This is a genomic window from Cellulomonas sp. NPDC058312, from assembly GCF_042880135.1.
GTDB lineage: Bacteria > Actinomycetota > Actinomycetes > Actinomycetales > Cellulomonadaceae > Cellulomonas.
The window spans coordinates 230,524-247,734 of record NZ_JBHVZE010000004.1 but is presented as its reverse complement, the minus strand read 5'-3'; the positions used below and the strand labels follow the sequence as shown (position 1 = coordinate 247,734).

The following is a 17,211-nucleotide window of genomic DNA, read 5'->3' as shown; positions in this document are numbered from 1 at the left end:
ATGGGGATCGAGGACGCCCCCTCGGGGTTCGTGCTGACGACGGTCGAGAAGTTCGCGGGCCTGGCCCGCAAGGGCTCGGTGTGGCCGGTGACGTTCGGCCTGGCGTGCTGCGCGATCGAGATGATGGCGACGGGCGGGTCCCGGTTCGACATCTCCCGGTTCGGCATGGAGGTGTTCCGCGCCTCCCCGCGCCAGGCGGACCTGATGATCGTCGCGGGCCGGGTGAGCCAGAAGATGGCCCCGGTCGTGCGGCAGGTCTACGACCAGATGGCCGAGCCCAAGTGGGTGCTGTCGATGGGCGTGTGCGCCAGCAGCGGCGGCATGTTCAACAACTACGCGATCGTGCAGGGCGTCGACCACGTCGTGCCGGTCGACATCTACCTGCCCGGCTGCCCGCCGCGCCCGGAGATGCTGATCAACGCGATCCTCGAGCTGCACGAGCAGATCAAGGCCGAGCCGCTGGGCGGCAACCGCAGCCGGATCGCCGCCGAGGTCGAGGCCGCGGCGCTGCGGGCCACCCCCACCTCGCACATGACGGGACTGCTGCGATGAGCGACGAGAAGCGCGACGCCGCCGCGGCGGTGACGACCGGTGACGCGGCCGCGGCCGACGCCGGCTCCCAGCGGACCAGCGAGACCGCCCTCGAGGCCGGCTCGCAGCACGTCCCGGCGGACCGCACGATCCCGCTGGAGGTCGTCGACGTCCGGCAGGGCATGTTCGGCGTGCACGGCTCGGGCGACACCTCCGGGTTCGGCGGGCTGGTGCAGACGGTCGTGCTGCCCGGGCCGAGCGAGCGGCCCTACGGCGGCTGGTTCGACGAGGTCGTCGACGTGCTGGCCGAGCTGCTGGACGCGTCGGGCACCGGGTTCGACGCGGCGGTCGAGTCGGTCGTGGTCGACCGCGGCGAGCTCACCCTGAACATCGCCCGCGAGCACGTCGTGGAGGTCTCGCAGCACCTGCGCGACGACCAGGACCTGCGGTTCGAGCTGTCGCTCGGCGTCTCCGGCGTGCACTACCCGCACGACGCGGGCCGCGAGCTGCACGCCGTCTACCACCTGGTGTCCGTCACGCACGGCCGCCGGCTGCGCCTCGAGGTCGCGGTGCCCGACGGCGACGCGACCATCCCCACGACGGTCGGGGTCTACCCGGCCAACGACTGGCACGAGCGCGAGACCTGGGACTTCTTCGGCATCGTCTTCACCGGCCGCACCGACCTGGCGCGGATCGAGATGCCGGACGACTGGCCCGGGCACCCGCAGCGCAAGGACTACCCGCTCGGTGGCATCCCCGTGGAGTACAAGGGCGCCACCGTCCCGCCGGCCGACCAGCGGAGGCAGTACTCATGAGCACCCAGACCCCTCCGGACGTCCGCGCGACCGGTCACGTCGTCGACGACGAGACCGAGGGCGTGCGCACCTTCGAGGCCACCGGCGGCGACTGGTCCGACATCGCCGAGGAGGCCGCCCGGCTCGGCGAGCAGCGCATCGTCGTCAACATGGGCCCGCAGCACCCGTCGACCCACGGCGTGCTGCGCCTCATGCTCGAGATCGACGGCGAGACGGTGACCGAGGCCCGCGCGGGCATCGGCTACCTGCACACCGGCATCGAGAAGAACATGGAGCACCGCACCTGGACCCAGGGCGTGACGTTCTGCACCCGCATGGACTACGTCGCCCCGCTGTTCCAGGAGGCCGCCTACTGCCTGGCGGTCGAGAAGCTGCTCGGCATCACCGACGACATCCCGGAGCGCGCGACCCAGATCCGGGTCCTGATGATGGAGCTCAACCGGATCGCGTCGCACCTCGTGTGCCTCGCGACCGGCGGCAACGAGCTCGGCGCCACGACGATCATGACCATCGGGTTCACCGCCCGCGAGGAGGTCCTGCGGATCTTCGAGCTGGTCACCGGCCTGCGGATGAACCACGCGTACATCCGGCCCGGCGGCGTCGCGCAGGACATCCCCCCGGGCGCGCTGGACCAGGTCGGCGAGGCGCTGACCGGGGTCCGCCGCTACATGAAGCAGCTCGAGGACCTCATGCTCGGGCAGCCGATCCTCAAGGGGCGCCTGAAGGACGTCGGGGTGCTCAACCTCGCGGGCTGCATGGCGCTGGGGATCACCGGCCCGATGCTGCGCTCCACCGGCCTGCCGTACGACGTCCGCAAGGCCGCCCCGTACTGCGGGTACGAGACCTACGACTTCGACGTGCCGGTCTCCGAGGGCGCGGACTGCTGGGACCGCCTGGTCCTGCGCATCGAGGAGTGCTACCAGTCGATGCGGATCGTCGAGCAGGTCGTCGAGCGCCTGCAGCGGTCCGCGGGGCAGCCGGTGATGGTCGCGGACAAGAAGATCGCGTGGCCCGCGCAGCTGGCCATCGGGTCGGACGGCATGGGCAACTCCCTCGACCACATCCGCGAGATCATGGGCACCTCGATGGAGGCCCTGATCCACCACTTCAAGCTGGTGACGGAGGGGTTCCGGGTCCCGGCGGGCCAGGTGTTCCAGACCGTCGAGCACCCCCGCGGCGAGCTCGGGGTGCACCTCGTGTCCGACGGGGGCACCAAGCCGTACCGGGCGCACTTCCGCGACCCGTCGTTCAACAACCTGCAGTCCGTGTCGGTGCTGTGCGAGGGCGGGCAGGTGGCCGACGTGGTCTGCTCCGTCGCCTCCATCGACCCGGTGCTCGGAGGGGTGGACCGCTGATGTCGACCATCGACCACCCGCGGATCCCCGGCACGGGGCGCCCGCGCGCGACGTACGACGAGGCCACGCGCGCCCGGCTCGCCGCCGACGCCGCGCAGGTCGTCGCCCGCTACCCGGACCCGCGCTCGGCGCTGCTGCCGCTGCTGCACCTGGTGCAGAGCGAGGACGCCTACGTCAGCCCGGCGGGCATCGCGTTCTGCGCGCAGACGCTCGACCTGTCCACCGCCCAGGTGTCCGCGGTCGCGACGTTCTACACCCAGTACAAGCGCCGCCCCAACGGCCGCTACACCGTGGGCGTCTGCACGAACACCCTGTGCGCGATCATGGGCGGCGACGCCATCTGGGAGCAGCTGACCGACCGGCTGGGCATCGGCAACGACGAGACCACCGCGGACGGCGCCATCACGCTCGAGCGGATCGAGTGCAACGCGGCCTGCGACTACGCGCCGGTCATGATGATCAACTGGGAGTTCTTCGACAACCAGACGCCGGAGTCCGCGGCCGACGTGGTCGGCCGGCTGATCGCGGGGGAGCCGGTGGCCCCGACCCGCGGCCCGGCGCAGGTGCAGACCTTCCAGCAGGTGTCCCGCGTGCTCGCCGGGTTCCCCGACGGGCTGGCGGACGAGGGCGTGGCCGCCGGCGAGCCGACGCTGCGGGGCCTGGCGCTGGCGCGCGAGCGCGGCTGGACCGCCCCGGCGTTCGAGGGCGGCGCGCAGGGTGACTCCGCCCACGACGACGCCCCGCACGCCGCCGAGGTCCCCACCGCGCCCGCCTCCGGCGGCGAGCAGTCGAGCGTCGACCGCCCCGCGGCCGGTGCCGAGGACCGCGGCGCCGAGCAGTCGAAGGCCGAGCACCGTGCGGACGACACCAGCGAGCCCGCCACCGACGAGACGAAGGAGTCGTGATGGGCGACACGACGCTCACCCCGGTGCTCAGCGAGCGCTGGGACGCCGACCGGTCCTGGACGCTGGCGACCTACCAGGCGCGCGGCGGCTACCGCGGCCTGCGCCGGGCGCTGACGATGGACCCCGCCGACGTGGTCACCACCGTGAAGGACTCCGGCCTGCGCGGCCGTGGCGGCGCGGGGTTCCCGACCGGCATGAAGTGGGGCTTCCTGCCCGCGCCGGACGGCGGCCCCCGCTACCTGGTCGTCAACGCCGACGAGTCCGAGCCGGGGACCTGCAAGGACATCCCGCTGATGATGGCGGACCCGCAGGTGCTGATCGAGGGCGTCGCGATCACGTCCTACGCGATCGGCTGCCACCACGCGTTCATCTACGTGCGCGGCGAGGTCGTGCACGTCTACCGCCGGCTGCTGAAGGCCGTCGAGGAGGCGTACGCGGCCGGGCTGCTCGGGAAGGACATCGAGGGCTCGGGCTACGACCTCGACGTCACCGTGCACGCCGGCGCCGGCGCGTACATCTGCGGCGAGGAGACCGCGCTGCTCGACTCGCTCGAGGGCAAGCGCGGCCAGCCGCGGCTCAAGCCGCCGTTCCCCGCGGTCGCGGGCCTCTACGCGCGCCCGACCGTCGTCAACAACGTCGAGTCCGTCGCGTCCGTGCCGGGCATCCTCGTCGGCGGCTCCGACTGGTTCCGCTCGATGGGCACCGACCGGTCGCCCGGCCACGGCCTGTTCTCGCTGTCCGGCCACGTCGCGCGGCCCGGGCAGTACGAGGCGCCGCTCGGCATCACGATGCGCGAGCTGCTGGAGATGGCCGGCGGGGTCCGCGAGGGCCACGAGCTGAAGTTCTGGACCCCGGGCGGGTCCTCGACGCCGATCTTCACCGCCGAGCACCTGGACGTCCCGCTCACCTACGAGGAGGTCGGCGCGGCCGGGTCGATGCTCGGCACCCGCGCCCTCCAGGTGTTCGACGACACCGTGTCGGTGGTCAAGGCCGTGTCGCGCTGGACGCAGTTCTACAAGCACGAGTCCTGCGGCAAGTGCACCCCCTGCCGCGAGGGCACGTTCTGGCTCGCGCAGGTGCTCGGCCGGCTCGAGGCCGGGCAGGGCACGTCGGGGGACATCGACCTGCTGCTCGACCTGTGCGACAACATCCTCGGCAAGGCGTTCTGCGCCCTCGGCGACGGCGCGACCAGCCCGATCACCTCGGCCATCCAGTACTTCCGGGACGAGTTCGAGGCCGGGACGCACACCCCGGCGGACGTGCTGTTCCCGCCGGAGCGCTCGACGCTCTTCCCCTACACGCCCCGCCGCACCGGCGCGCAGCTCGCGGGAGCCCACGCATGACCGTGACCGATCAGAAGAGCGCCGTGCCTGCGGTCCAGGACGGCGTCACGTTCACCATCGACGGCATCGAGACCACCGTGCCGAAGGGCACCCTGGTGATCCGGGCCGCCGAGCAGCTCGGCATCCAGATCCCGCGGTTCTGCGACCACCCGCTGCTCGCGCCCGCCGGCGCCTGCCGGCAGTGCATGGTCGAGGTCTGGGCCCCGGGCCGCGACGGCAAGGTCGCGAAGATGCCCAAGCCGCAGGCCTCCTGCACGCTGACCGCGACGCCCGGCATGGACGTCCGCACGCAGCGCACCTCGGCCGAGGCCGACAAGGCGCAGCACGGCGTGATGGAGCTGCTGCTCATCAACCACCCGCTGGACTGCCCGGTCTGCGACAAGGGCGGCGAGTGCCCCCTGCAGAACCAGGCGATGTCGAACGGCCGCAGCTCGACCCGGTTCGTCGACGTCAAGCGCACGTTCCCCAAGCCCCTGGCGATCTCCACCGAGATCCTGCTCGACCGCGAGCGGTGCATCCTCTGCCAGCGGTGCACCCGGTTCTCCCGGGAGATCGCGGGCGACCCGTTCATCGACCTGCAGAAGCGCGGGGCGATGCAGCAGATCGGGCGGTTCGACGCCGACGTGCTCGGGTTCGCGGGCGCGGGCGACGATCCTGACGGCTCGACGGGCACCCTCCCGGCCGGCGGCCCGGTGCTGCTCGGTGCGGAGATCCCCGTCGGACCCGCTGCGCCCACAGTGGACGACGACCGCTCTGGATCGCCGTTCGCCTCCTACTTCTCCGGCAACACCGTGCAGATCTGCCCGGTGGGCGCGCTCACCGGCGCGGCGTACCGGTTCCGCGCCCGGCCGTTCGACCTGGTGTCGACCCCCGGCGTCAGCGAGCACGACTCGTCCGGCTCGGCGCTGCGCGTCGACCACCGCCGCGGCGTGGTGCTGCGCCGGCTGGCCGGCGAGGACGCCGAGGTCAACGAGGAGTGGCTGACCGACAAGGACCGGTTCGCCTTCACCTGGCAGGCCGCCGCCGACCGGATCGCCACCCCGCTGGTGCGGGACGTCGCGGCGGACGGGACCCGCGGCGAGCTGCACCCCGCCTCCTGGGCCGAGGCCCTCGAGGTCGCCGCGCACGGCCTGGCGCAGGCCCGGGACGCCGGCGGCGTGGGCGTGCTGCCCGGCGGCCGGCTGACCGTCGAGGACGCCTACGCGTACGGCAAGTTCGCCCGCGTGGTGCTCGGCACCAACGACGTCGACCTGCGGGCCCGCCCGCACTCCGACGAGGAGCTCGCGTTCCTCGGCCACGCCGTCGCCGGCACCGGCCTGGGCGTGACGTTCCGCGACCTGGAGGCGGCCCCCGCGGTGCTGCTCGTCGGCCTGGAGGCCGAGGAGGAGGCGGGCGTCGTGTTCCTGCGGCTGCGCAAGGGCGTCGTCGCCGGCCGCACCCGCGTGCTGTCCGTCGCCCCGCTCGCGACCCGCGGGCTGGAGCGCCTCGACGGCGACCTGATCGCCGCCGCACCCGGCACCGAGCCCGAGGTGCTGGACGCCATCGGCACCGGCGACCTCGCCGACGCCGCCGCGGCGCTCGGCGCCGAGGGTGCGCTGGTCCTCGTCGGCGAGCGCCTCGGCGCCGTGCCCGGCGGCCTGTCCGCCGCCCTGCGGCTCGCCGAGCGCACCGGCGCCCGGCTCGCCTGGATCCCGCGGCGCGCGGGGGAGCGCGGTGGCGTGGAGGCCGGCGCCCTGCCGACCCTGCTGCCCGGCGGCCGCCCCGTCGCCGACCCGGCCGCCCGCGTCGACGTCGCCGCCGCCTGGGACGTCGAGCAGCTGCCCGCCGCGCCGGGCCGGGACGCCACGGCGATCCTGGCCGCCGCGGCCGACGGCACGCTCGGCGGCCTCGTGGTCGGGGGCGTCGAGCTCCGCGACCTGCCGGACCCCGCCGCCGCCCGGACCGCGCTCGAGGCGTGCGGGTTCGTCGTCTCGCTCGAGGTCCGCGCCTCCGAGGTGACCGCCCTGGCCGACGTCGTGCTGCCGGTCGCCCCGCCCGTGGAGCGCCCCGGCACGTTCGTCACGTGGGAGGGCCGCCCGCGGCCGTTCCCGCAGGCGCTGACGTCCACCGCCATGCCCGACCACCGGGTGCTGGACGCGCTCGCGGACGAGATGGGCGTGACCCTGGGCCTGCGCACCGTCGCGGCCGTGCACGCGGACGCCGAGGCGCTGCGCGAGGGCTGGGACGGCGCACGCGTCGACGCCCCGGCCGTGCCCGCCGCCGAGCCGCCCGCCGTCGCCCCCGGGCACGCGGTGCTGGCGACCTGGCACCTGCTGCTCGACTCCGGCCGGCTCCAGGACGGCGAGCCGTTCCTCGCCGGCACCGCCAAGCGCGCGGTCGCCCGGCTGTCCGCCGCGACCGCGGCCGCCGCGGGCATCACCGACGGCGCGCCGCTGACCGTGGCGACCGGCGCGGGGACGATCACGCTGCCGGCGGTGGTCACCGAGATGGCCGACCACGTCGTCTGGCTGCCGACCGCCTCGGGCGCCAGCCAGGTCCGGTCCGCGCTGCACGCGCTGCCCGGCGACCTGGTGCGGATCGCGCCCGCGATCGACCCGACCGGCTCCACCGAGGACGAGGAGGGGGCCGCATGATCGGCACCGGCGCGGCCGACTTCAGCCAGGACGTGTTCTGGGTCTGGCTGCTCAAGGCCGTCGGCATCATCGTGTTCCTGCTGGTGAGCGTGCTCATCGCGATCTGGTTCGAGCGCCGCGTCGTCGGCCGGATGCAGCTGCGCCCGGGCCCGAACGTGCACGGCCCGTTCGGCCTGTTCCAGTCGCTCGCGGACGCGATGAAGCTGCTGCTCAAGGAGGACGTCACCGTCAAGGCGGCCGACAAGGTCGTCTACCTGGTGGCGCCGTTCATCGCGGTGTTCTGCTCGCTGCTGACCTACGCCGTGATCCCGTTCGGGCCCGAGGTGTCGATCTTCGGCGTCCTCACCCCGCTGCAGCTCACCGACTTCCCGGTCGCGGTGCTGTACGTCCTGGCGTGCGCCTCGGTCGGCGTCTACGGCATCGTGCTCGGCGGCTGGTCGTCCAACTCGACCTACCCGCTGCTCGGCGCCGTGCGGTCCACCGCCCAGGTGATCTCGTACGAGCTGTCGATGGGCCTGTCCCTGGTCAGCGTGTTCATCCTGGCCGGGTCGATGTCGACCTCCGAGATCGTGTCCTCCCAGACCACGGTCTGGTGGCTGATCCCGCTCGCGCCGGCGTTCGTCATCTACGTCATCTCGATGGTCGGCGAGACCAACCGGCTGCCGTTCGACCTCCCCGAGGCCGAGGGCGAGCTGGTCGGCGGCTACACCACCGAGTACTCGTCGATGAAGTTCGCGTGGTTCTTCCTCGCCGAGTACATCAACATGCTCAACGTCTCGGCCGTCGCGACCACGCTGTTCTTCGGCGGCTGGCGGGCCCCGTGGCCGCTGTCGGCGATCAACGACGGGATGTTCAACGAGGGCTGGTGGCCGCTGCTGTGGTTCGTCGGCAAGGTCTGGCTGTTCATGTTCCTGTTCGTGTGGATCCGCGGCACGCTGCTGCGGTTCCGGTACGACCAGTTCATGAACTTCGGCTGGAAGGTGCTGATCCCCTCCGCGCTGGTCTGGCTGGTCTGCGTCGCGGTGGTGCAGGGCGTGCGGCAGTTCGCCGACGTCGACATCCGGACGGTCGCCGGCGTGCTCGGCGGGATCATGGCGCTGGTCGTGATCGCGTCGTTCCTCATCCCCGAGAAGAAGCCCGCACCGGACGGCCCGGCGGCCGACGAGCCGTTCGACGCGTTCGCCGGCGGCTTCCCCGTCCCGCCGCTGCCCGGTCAGGTGCTGCCGCCGTCGCCGCGCGCCGCGCGCCGCGCCGCCCAGCAGCCCGCGGCCCCCGCCCTCGTCGGCGGGCCCGCGACCGACACCGAGCAGCCGGACCAGGGCGACGCGCCCGGGTCCCCCACCCAGGAGGTGCCGCGTGGCTGACACGCCCGACAAGGCCGTCCAGAAGCGTGCCGGGGGCGGTGAGGTCGCTGCCCACCAGCCGTACGAGTCGCTGATCCCGAAGCGCGGCCCGGTCGCCGACGCGCTCGGCCCCGCCGCCGGCTTCGGCGTCACGATCAAGAACTTCTTCAGCAAGACGGTCACCGAGCAGTACCCGTTCGAGACCGCCCCCGTGAAGCCCCGGTTCCACGGCCGGCACCAGCTCAACCGGTACCCCGACGGCCTGGAGAAGTGCATCGGCTGCGAGCTGTGCGCCTGGGCGTGCCCCGCGGACGCGATCTACGTCGAGGCGTCCGACAACACCCCCGACCACCAGATGTCGCCGGGGGAGCGGTTCGGCAGCGTCTACCAGATCAACTACCTGCGCTGCATCTTCTGCGGCCTGTGCATCGAGGCGTGCCCCACCCGCGCGCTGACCATGACCAACGAGTTCGAGCTCGCGGGCCCCACCCGCGAGGGCCTGATCTTCGAGAAGCAGGACCTGCTCGCGCCGATGGCCGAGGGCATGCTCGCCGCCCCGCACCCGATGGTCGAGGGCACCACCGACACCGAGTACTACCGCGGCGAGGTCATCGGGCCGACCGCCGCGCAGGTCGACTGGGTCGCCGGGCTCCGCCCCGAGGACCCGACGCTGGACGCGGCCCGTGCGCGCGCCGCCGCGACGTCCGCGCCGACCGGCACCGCAGGGCAGGAGGCCTGATGACCCCGAGCACCGCCGAGGCGGTCCTGTTCTGGGTGCTGGCGCCGATCATGGTGCTGGCCGCCCTCGGTCTGCTGCTGTCCCGCAAGGCCGTGCACGCGGCCCTGTGCGTCATCACGATCATGATCTCGCTGGCGTTCCTCTACATCGCGCAGGAGGCGCCGTTCCTCGGCGTCGTCCAGGTGGTCGTCTACACCGGCGCCGTGATGATGCTGTTCCTGTTCGTCCTCATGCTGGTCGGCGTCGACGCGTCCGACTCCCTCGTGGAGACCATCCGCGGGCAGCGGTGGGTCGGCTGGATCGCGGCGCTCGGCCTGATGGCCGTGCTCACCGGCGTCGTCGGCCGCGCGGTCTACCCGGACGCCGTCGGCCTGACCGAGGCGAACGGGCCGGGCAACCCGGTCGGCGTCGCGCGGATCATCTTCGGCGAGCACGTGTTCGGCCTCGAGGTCGTCGGCGCCCTGCTGGTCACCGCCGCGCTCGGCGCGCTGGTGCTGACGCACCGCCAGCGGCTCAAGGCGGTCGTGAAGCAGCCCGAGCGGGCCGCCGCGCGCGTCGCCGCCGGCGCCCGCCTCACGCCGCTGCCCGCCCCCGGCGTGTTCGCGGGCCGCAACGCGATGGACGTCCCCGCGCTCGACCCGCAGGGCCGGCCCATCGAGGAGTCCGTGTCCCGCGTGCTGCGGATCCGCGGCCAGCAGGCGTCCACCACCCCGTACCGGGCCGACGCGGCGGCGATCGCCGCGGCCGACGGCGGCGACGGCGCGCCCGTGGTCGCCGACCCCGGCTCGACCACCGGGCCCACGAGCGACGTCGCGCTCGGCGGGGCCTCGACCCGGACGGAGACCCAGCCGTGAGCCTCACGCACTACCTGGTGCTGTCCTCGATCCTGTTCTCGCTCGGCGCCGCCACGGTGCTGCTGCGCCGCAACGCGATCATCGTGTTCATGGGCGTCGAGCTGATGCTCAACGCCACGAACCTCGCGCTGGTGACCTTCGCGCGGCTGCACGGCGACCTCACGGGCCAGGTCATGGCCTTCTTCGTGATGGTGGTCGCCGCGGCGGAGGTGGTCGTCGGCCTGGCGATCATCGTGTCGATCTTCCGCACCCGGAAGTCGGCGTCCGTCGACGACATCAACCTGCTGAAGAGCTGAGGGGACCGTGGACCTGAACTCCCTCGCACCGCTCCTGGTGGCGGTGCCCCTCGCGAGCGCGGCCGTGCTCCTGCTGCTCGGCCGGCGCGCCGACCGCTGGGGCCACTGGCTCGGGGTGCTGGCGTCCGGCGCGGCGTTCGTCGTCGCCGCGGTGCTGCTCACCGACCTGCTCGGCCGCGACGCGCACGACCGCGTGGTCGACGTGCACCTGTTCGACTGGATCTCCGCCGGCCGGTTCGACCTCGCCGCCGGGCTGCGCGTCGACCCGCTGTCGCTGACCTTCGTGCTGCTGGTGACGTTAGTCGGCACGCTGATCCACCTGTACTCGGTGGCGTACATGGCGCACGACGCCGCGCGCCGCCGGTTCTTCGCGTACCTCAACCTGTTCATCGCGGCGATGCTCGTGCTGGTCCTCGCGGACTCGTACCTGCTGCTGTTCGTCGGCTGGGAGGGCGTCGGCCTGGCGTCCTACCTGCTGATCGGGTTCTGGAACCACCACACCCCGTACGCGGTCGCCGCGAAGAAGGCGTTCGTCGCCAACCGCGTCGGCGACGTCGGCCTGCTGGTCGCGCTGATGCTCATGTTCGCGACGTTCGGCGCGGTCGACTTCGACACCGTGGCGGCGGGGGTCGGGGGCGCGTCGCAGGGCACGCTCACCGCGATCGGCCTCATGCTGCTGCTCGCCGCGTGCGGCAAGTCGGCGCAGTTCCCGCTGCAGTCCTGGCTCGGCGACGCGATGGCCGGCCCCACGCCGGTGTCCGCGCTGATCCACGCGGCCACGATGGTCACCGCCGGCGTCTACCTGATCGTCCGGTCCGCGCCCGTGTTCGAGGGCGCACCCACCGCGCAGCTCGTCGTCACGATCATCGGCGCGATCACGCTGCTGATCGGTGCGATCATCGGCTGCGCGAAGGACGACATCAAGAAGGCGCTCGCCGCCTCGACGATGTCCCAGATCGGCTACATGGTGCTCGCCGCCGGCCTCGGCCCGGTCGGGTACGCGTTCGCGATCTTCCACCTCGTCACCCACGGGTTCTTCAAGGCCGGGATGTTCCTCGGCGCCGGGTCCGTCATGCACGGCATGGACGACCAGACCGACATGCGCCGGTTCGGGGGTCTGCGGAAGTACATGCTCGTCACCTGGGTGACGTTCGGGGCCGGCTGGCTCGCGATCCTCGGTGTCCCGCCGTTCTCCGGGTTCTGGAGCAAGGACAAGATCATCGAGTCCGCGTTCGTGGTCCCCGAGGTCGGCGGCGAGTGGCGCGCCTGGCTGTTCGGCGCGGTCGCGCTGGTCGGCGCCGGGATCACCGCGTTCTACATGTCGCGGCTGTTCTTCCTGACGTTCCACGGCAAGCAGCGCTGGGCCCCGAAGTCCGACGGCCACGAGCAGCACCCGCACGAGTCGCCCGCGCTGATGACCGTCCCGATGGTCGTCCTCGCGATCGGCTCGGTCGCGCTCGGCTTCGTGCTCCAGCTCGGCGGCGGGTTCACCACCTGGCTCGAGCCGGTCACCGGGCACGTCGAGCACCACGAGCCCGTGCTCCCGGTGCTGGTCATCCAGGTCGCCACGCTGGTCGCGGTGGCCCTCGGCCTAGCGCTCGCCTGGCGGCAGTACCTGTCCCTGCCGGTGCCCGAGGTGGCGCCGGACGGGTCCGTCCTGACCCGCGCCGCCCGGGTGGACCTCTACCAGGACGCGGTCAACGACGCGGTCCTGGTCGAGCCCGGCCGGCACCTGACCCGCTCGCTCGTCTACGGCGACCGCACCGCGGTCGACGGGGCGTTCACGGGCCTCGGCCGTCTCACGGTCGGGATCGGGGAGATCGTGCGGAGGCTGCAGTCGGGCTACGCCCGGCAGTACGCCGCCACGATGCTCCTCGGCCTCGTCGTCCTCGCGGTCGTCGTCCTGGCGCCCCGGATCTGAGGGGAACTCGATGTCGTCTCCCGCCCTCGCCGCCACGGTGCTGTCCCCGGACGTGCCCTGGCTCACCCTCCTCGTCGTGTGGCCGCTCGTCGGCGCCGCGCTGCTCTGGGCCCTGCCCGGCGGCACCGCCGCCGACGGCACCAGCACCGGCGCGCGCCGCTGGTCCCGGCAGGTGGCGCTCGGCGTCGCCCTGGTCGAGGTGCTGCTCGGCGTCGCCGCGCTGCTCGCCTTCGACACCGGGTCCGCCGCGGTCCACCAGCTCACCGAGACGCACGGCTGGATCCCGCAGCTCGGCGTCTCCTACGCCCTCGGCGTCGACGGCGTCGGCCTCGCGCTGGTGCTGCTGTCCGTGGTCCTCGTGCCCGTCGTGATCCTCGCGGCGTGGCGGGAGCAGGACTCCGGCGCAGCGCCCACCGACCGGCTGCGGCACTACCTGGCGCTCGTGCTCGTGCTGACCACGTTCATGGTCGCGGTGTTCGCCGCCCGGGACGTGTTCCTGTTCTACGTCCTGTTCGAGGCCATGCTCATCCCGGTCTACTTCATGATCGGCGGCTTCGGCGGGGCGCAGCGGCGGTACGCGGCCGTGAAGTTCCTGCTGTTCTCGCTGGCCGGCGGGCTGATCATGCTGGCCGGCGTCATCGGCCTGTACCTCCAGGGCCCGGGCGGGGAGCAGGGCTTCCTCACCGAGAACCTGGTCGGCGTCGACATGCCCGTGGGCACCGAGCGCTGGCTGTTCCTCGCGTTCTTCGTGGCCTTCGCGGTCAAGGCGCCGATGTTCCCCGTGCACACCTGGCTGCCCGACGCGGCCGAGCAGGCCCCCGCCGGGACGTCCACGCTGCTGGTCGGCGTGCTCGACAAGGTCGGCACCTTCGGGATGCTCACGCTCTGCCTGCCGCTGTTCCCCGACGCGTCCCGCTGGGCGGCGCCGGTCATCATCGTGCTGGCGATCGTGTCGATCTTCTACGGCGCGCTGCTGGCCATCGGGCAGCAGGACCTGTTCCGGCTGGTCGCCTACACGTCGGTCTCGCACTTCGGGTTCATCGTGCTGGGCATCTTCGCCTTCACGTCGACCTCGATCGCCGGCTCGTCGTTCTACATGGTCAACCACGGGCTCTCGACCGGGGCGCTGTTCCTCCTGGTCGGGTTCCTCGCGGCCCGGCGCGGGTCCGCCCGCATCGAGGACTTCGGCGGCCTGCAGAAGGTCACCCCCGTCCTCGCCGGCGTGTTCCTCGTGACCGGCCTGTCCGCGCTGTCGCTGCCCGGCCTGTCGACGTTCGTCTCCGAGTTCCTGGTCGTCGTCGGCACGTTCGGCACCAACCGGGCGGCGGCCGTGATCGCCGCCGTCGCCGTGGTGCTCGCCGCCGTGTACGTGCTCTGGACCTACCAGCGCGTGTTCACCGGCCCCGTCCGCGACGACCTCGCCGGCACCCGGGACATCGGCGGCCGCGAGCGGTGGGTCGTCGGCCCGCTCATCGCGATCATGCTGGTGCTCGGCTTCTACCCGGCCCCGGCGCTGCGGCTGGTGGACCAGCCCGCCGCCGAGTCCGTCACCCAGGTCGGCGGCGTCGACGCACCCCCCGCGGAGATGCCCCTGACCGAGAGCCTCGAGGGGAGCGACCAGTGAGCGGCTTCACGGCGCCCGACATCGCGTGGGCCCAGCTCACCCCGATCCTGCTGGTGCTCGGCGCCGGCGTCCTCGGCGTGCTGGTCGAGGCGTTCGTGCCCCGGCGCGCGCGCCGACCCGTCCAGCTGACCGTCACCCTGCTCGCGCTGGCGGGGGCCGTCGTGGCCGTCGCCGCGCTCTGGTCCGACGTCGACGCGACCGGCGGCACCGACGTGCTCGGCGGGTCCGTGCTCGTCGACGGCCCGACGCTCGTCCTGCAGGGCACCATCGCGGTGCTCGCGCTGCTGGCGGTGCTCGTCATCGCCGACCGGACCGACACCGGTGAGGACGCGTTCGCCCCGCAGGGCGCCGCCATCCCCGGCTCGGGCTACGAGGAGGCCGCGCGCGCCGCCGGGCTCCAGCAGACCGAGGTCTACCCGCTGGTGCTGTTCGCCACCGGCGGCATGCTGATCTTCCCGGCCACCGGGGACCTGCTCACGCTGTTCGTCGCCCTCGAGGTGCTGTCGCTGCCGCTGTACCTGCTGACCGGGCTCGCGCGCCGTCGCCGCCTGCTCAGCCAGGAGGCGTCGATGAAGTACTTCCTGCTCGGGTCGTTCGCGTCCGCGCTGCTGCTGTTCGGCATCGCGCTGCTCTACGGGTTCGCCGGGTCGCTGCGCTACGTCGAGATCGCCGCCGCGGTCCGCACCGTCACCGGCATGGACGGCCTGCTGCTCGCGGGCGCGCTGCTCGTGCTCGTCGGCCTGCTGTTCAAGGTCGGCGCGGTGCCGTTCCACTCCTGGACGCCCGACGCCTACCAGGGCGCGCCCACCCCGATCACCGGGTTCATGGCCGCGTGCACCAAGGTCGCCGCGTTCGGAGCGCTGCTGCGGATCTTCTACGTGGTGCTGCCCGACCTGCGGTGGGACCTCGAGCCGATGATGTGGACCGTCGCCATCGCCACGATGGCCGTCGGGACGGTCGTCGCCCTCGTGCAGACCGACGTCAAGCGGGTGCTCGCGTACTCGTCCGTCGCGCACGCCGGGTTCGTGCTCACCGGCGTCGTCGCCCTGACCCAGTCCGGGATCACCGCGGTGCTGTTCTACCTGCTCGCCTACGGCGCGGCGACGGTCGGGGCGTTCGGGATCGTGTCGCTGGTGCGCGAGCGGGGTGCCGTGCGCGGAGCCGCGCGGGTGCCCGCTGCGGCGGGGGCGGTCGCGGGGTCCGGGACGGTCGCGGTCTCCGGGGCGGGTTCGGTCTCCGGGGCGGGTTCGGTCGCCGGGACGGACGACACCGGCGACGGCTCCGACGGCGACGCGCCGCTCGAGGCCGAGGGTCCGGTCCTCGGCGAGGCGACCCACCTGTCGCAGTGGGCCGGGCTCGGTCGGACCAACCCGGTCCTGGCGGGCACGTTCGTGCTGTTCCTGCTGTCGTTCGCGGGCATCCCGCTGACCGCCGGTTTCACCGGGAAGTTCGCGGTGTTCAGCGCGGCCGTCGAGGGCGGCGCCTGGCCGCTGGCGGTCGTCGGCGTGGTGGCCTCCGCCGCCGCCGCGTTCTTCTACGTCCGGATCATCGTCCTGATGTTCTTCACGCACCCCGAGGGCGGACCGCAGACCCCGGCCGGCGGCGAGGCCACCGCCACCACCGCCACCGCCACCGCCGCCACCGCCCCGCGGCCCGGCACGGTCGTCGTCGGGTCCCAGGGGTTCGCGGTCGTCGCCATCGGGGTGTGCGCCGTGCTCACCCTCGCCCTGGGCGTCGTCCCCGGGCCCGTCCTCGACGCGATCGCGTCGGTCGCCCAGCTCCTCCCGTGACCGTCCGGCCAGATAGGTTCGACCCGTGACCTCCCCGACCGCCCTGCCGCTCGCCGACCCCGTGCTCGCCGAGCGCATCGCGGGACGCCTCGACGTCGTCGAGGACCGCCTGCGCGGCGCCGTCGCGTACGCCGACCAGCTCGTGGACGACGCCGCGCACCACCTGGCCAACGCCGGGGGCAAGCGCCTGCGCCCGCTGCTGACCCTCCTGGCCGCCGAGCTCGGCGACGGCAGCCGCGACGAGGTGCTCGACGCGGCCGTCGTGGTCGAGCTCACGCACCTCGCCTCGCTGTACCACGACGACGTGATGGACTCCGCGCCGCTGCGCCGCGGGGCGCCGGCCGCGCACGAGGTCTGGGGCAACAACGTCGCGATCCTCGTCGGCGACCTGCTGTTCGCGCGCGCGTCCACCACCGTCGCCCACCTCGGCCCCGAGGCCGTGCTCATCCAGGCCGGCACCTTCGAGCGGCTGTGCCTCGGCCAGCTGCACGAGTCCCTCGGCCCCGGCACCGACGGCGACCCCGTCCAGCACTACCTGCAGGTGCTCGCGGACAAGACCGCCTCGCTCATCGCCACGTCCGCCCGCCTCGGCGCCATGTACGGCGGCTGCACGCCCGAGGTCGTCGAGACCGTGGCCGCGTTCGGCGAGCGGATCGGTGTGGCGTTCCAGCTCGCCGACGACGTGCTGGACCTGACCTCCGACGGCGACGTCTCCGGCAAGACCCCCGGCACCGACCTGCGCGAGCAGGTGCCCACGATGCCCGTGCTCCTGCTGCGCGAGCGCGCCGCCACCACCGGCGACCCCGACGACGTCGCCCTCGTCGCCCGCCTCGACGGCGACCTGTCCGACGACACGGTGCTCGCCGAGGTGCTCGCCGCCCTGCGCGCCCACGACGTCGTGCGCGACACGCGCGCCCGCGCGATCGCCCTGGTCTCCGAGGCCGTCGAGCTGCTCGCGCCGCTGCCCGACGGGCCGGTCAAGGACTCGTTCGTGTCGTTCGCGGACGCACTCGTCGACCGGGCGGCGTGACGCAGGAGCGCAGCCGGCCCCGACGGCCGGTG

The 17,211-nt window shown here is 73.2% G+C and carries 14 protein-coding genes; all 14 read left to right on the top strand.

Features of this window, described 5'->3' with window-relative positions:
• Genes ACFVXN_RS13705 through ACFVXN_RS13640 form a run of 14 tightly spaced genes read left to right on the top strand, consistent with a single transcriptional unit; the run spans position 1 to position 17,179 of the window.
• Complete coding sequence (locus ACFVXN_RS13705; RefSeq protein ID WP_389233279.1) at positions 1 to 552, top strand: NADH-quinone oxidoreductase subunit B; 552 nt, start codon at positions 1 to 3, stop codon at positions 550 to 552.
• Complete coding sequence (locus ACFVXN_RS13700; protein ID WP_389233276.1) at positions 549 to 1,346, top strand: NADH-quinone oxidoreductase subunit C; 798 nt, start codon at positions 549 to 551, stop codon at positions 1,344 to 1,346. Before ACFVXN_RS13705 ends, ACFVXN_RS13700 begins: the two co-directional genes overlap by 4 nt.
• Positions 1,343 to 2,701 carry an NADH-quinone oxidoreductase subunit D gene (locus ACFVXN_RS13695; protein WP_389233273.1) on the top strand — a complete coding sequence of 453 codons (1,359 nt, stop codon included), beginning with the start codon at positions 1,343 to 1,345 and terminating at the stop codon, positions 2,699 to 2,701. The genes ACFVXN_RS13700 and ACFVXN_RS13695 overlap by 4 nt, the downstream gene beginning before the upstream one ends.
• Positions 2,701 to 3,606, top strand: coding sequence for an NADH-quinone oxidoreductase subunit NuoE (gene nuoE, locus ACFVXN_RS13690; RefSeq protein WP_389233270.1), 906 nt, complete (start codon positions 2,701 to 2,703; stop codon positions 3,604 to 3,606). Before ACFVXN_RS13695 ends, nuoE begins: the two co-directional genes overlap by 1 nt.
• Positions 3,606 to 4,949, top strand: coding sequence for an NADH-quinone oxidoreductase subunit NuoF (gene nuoF, locus ACFVXN_RS13685; RefSeq protein ID WP_389233267.1), 1,344 nt, complete (start codon positions 3,606 to 3,608; stop codon positions 4,947 to 4,949). Before nuoE ends, nuoF begins: the two co-directional genes overlap by 1 nt.
• A complete protein-coding gene (locus ACFVXN_RS13680; protein ID WP_389233264.1) occupies positions 4,946 to 7,582 on the top strand; it encodes an NADH-quinone oxidoreductase subunit G in 2,637 nt (878 codons plus the stop codon). Before nuoF ends, ACFVXN_RS13680 begins: the two co-directional genes overlap by 4 nt.
• A complete protein-coding gene (gene nuoH, locus ACFVXN_RS13675; RefSeq protein ID WP_389233261.1) occupies positions 7,579 to 8,946 on the top strand; it encodes an NADH-quinone oxidoreductase subunit NuoH in 1,368 nt (455 codons plus the stop codon). The genes ACFVXN_RS13680 and nuoH overlap by 4 nt, the downstream gene beginning before the upstream one ends.
• The gene (gene nuoI, locus ACFVXN_RS13670) at positions 8,939 to 9,664 is read left to right on the top strand and encodes an NADH-quinone oxidoreductase subunit NuoI (protein ID WP_389233258.1); all 726 of its coding nucleotides are present in this window, start codon (positions 8,939 to 8,941) and stop codon (positions 9,662 to 9,664) included. Before nuoH ends, nuoI begins: the two co-directional genes overlap by 8 nt.
• On the top strand, positions 9,664 to 10,518 hold the full coding sequence (locus tag ACFVXN_RS13665) for an NADH-quinone oxidoreductase subunit J (protein WP_389233255.1): 855 nt from the start codon (positions 9,664 to 9,666) through the stop codon (positions 10,516 to 10,518). The genes nuoI and ACFVXN_RS13665 overlap by 1 nt, the downstream gene beginning before the upstream one ends.
• The gene (gene nuoK / locus ACFVXN_RS13660; RefSeq protein ID WP_389233252.1) at positions 10,515 to 10,814 is read left to right on the top strand and encodes an NADH-quinone oxidoreductase subunit NuoK; all 300 of its coding nucleotides are present in this window, start codon (positions 10,515 to 10,517) and stop codon (positions 10,812 to 10,814) included. Before ACFVXN_RS13665 ends, nuoK begins: the two co-directional genes overlap by 4 nt.
• Positions 10,815 to 10,821: 7 nt before the next feature.
• Complete coding sequence (gene nuoL, locus ACFVXN_RS13655) at positions 10,822 to 12,735, top strand: NADH-quinone oxidoreductase subunit L (protein WP_389233249.1); 1,914 nt, start codon at positions 10,822 to 10,824, stop codon at positions 12,733 to 12,735.
• A 10-nt stretch (positions 12,736 to 12,745) separates the two neighbouring features.
• Positions 12,746 to 14,359, top strand: a complete 1,614-nt coding sequence (locus tag ACFVXN_RS13650) for an NADH-quinone oxidoreductase subunit M (RefSeq protein WP_389233246.1) — start codon at positions 12,746 to 12,748, stop codon at positions 14,357 to 14,359.
• Positions 14,356 to 16,149 carry an NADH-quinone oxidoreductase subunit NuoN gene (gene nuoN / locus ACFVXN_RS13645; RefSeq protein ID WP_389233243.1) on the top strand — a complete coding sequence of 598 codons (1,794 nt, stop codon included), beginning with the start codon at positions 14,356 to 14,358 and terminating at the stop codon, positions 16,147 to 16,149. Before ACFVXN_RS13650 ends, nuoN begins: the two co-directional genes overlap by 4 nt.
• Positions 16,150 to 16,174: 25 nt before the next feature.
• Positions 16,175 to 17,179: a polyprenyl synthetase family protein gene (locus ACFVXN_RS13640; RefSeq protein ID WP_389233240.1), complete on the top strand. Its 1,005-nt coding sequence runs from the start codon at positions 16,175 to 16,177 to the stop codon at positions 17,177 to 17,179.
• The last annotated feature ends 32 nt before the right edge of the window (positions 17,180 to 17,211 follow it).

Coding starts and splice junctions, on each gene's coding strand:
- ACFVXN_RS13705 (WP_389233279.1), top strand. CDS start 1: ATGGGGATCGAGGACGCCCCCTCGGGGTTCGTGCTGACGACGGTCGAG.
- ACFVXN_RS13700 (WP_389233276.1), top strand. CDS start 549: ATGAGCGACGAGAAGCGCGACGCCGCCGCGGCGGTGACGACCGGTGAC.
- ACFVXN_RS13695 (WP_389233273.1), top strand. CDS start 1,343: ATGAGCACCCAGACCCCTCCGGACGTCCGCGCGACCGGTCACGTCGTC.
- nuoE (WP_389233270.1), top strand. CDS start 2,701: ATGTCGACCATCGACCACCCGCGGATCCCCGGCACGGGGCGCCCGCGC.
- nuoF (WP_389233267.1), top strand. CDS start 3,606: ATGGGCGACACGACGCTCACCCCGGTGCTCAGCGAGCGCTGGGACGCC.
- ACFVXN_RS13680 (WP_389233264.1), top strand. CDS start 4,946: ATGACCGTGACCGATCAGAAGAGCGCCGTGCCTGCGGTCCAGGACGGC.
- nuoH (WP_389233261.1), top strand. CDS start 7,579: ATGATCGGCACCGGCGCGGCCGACTTCAGCCAGGACGTGTTCTGGGTC.
- ACFVXN_RS13665 (WP_389233255.1), top strand. CDS start 9,664: ATGACCCCGAGCACCGCCGAGGCGGTCCTGTTCTGGGTGCTGGCGCCG.
- ACFVXN_RS13650 (WP_389233246.1), top strand. CDS start 12,746: ATGTCGTCTCCCGCCCTCGCCGCCACGGTGCTGTCCCCGGACGTGCCC.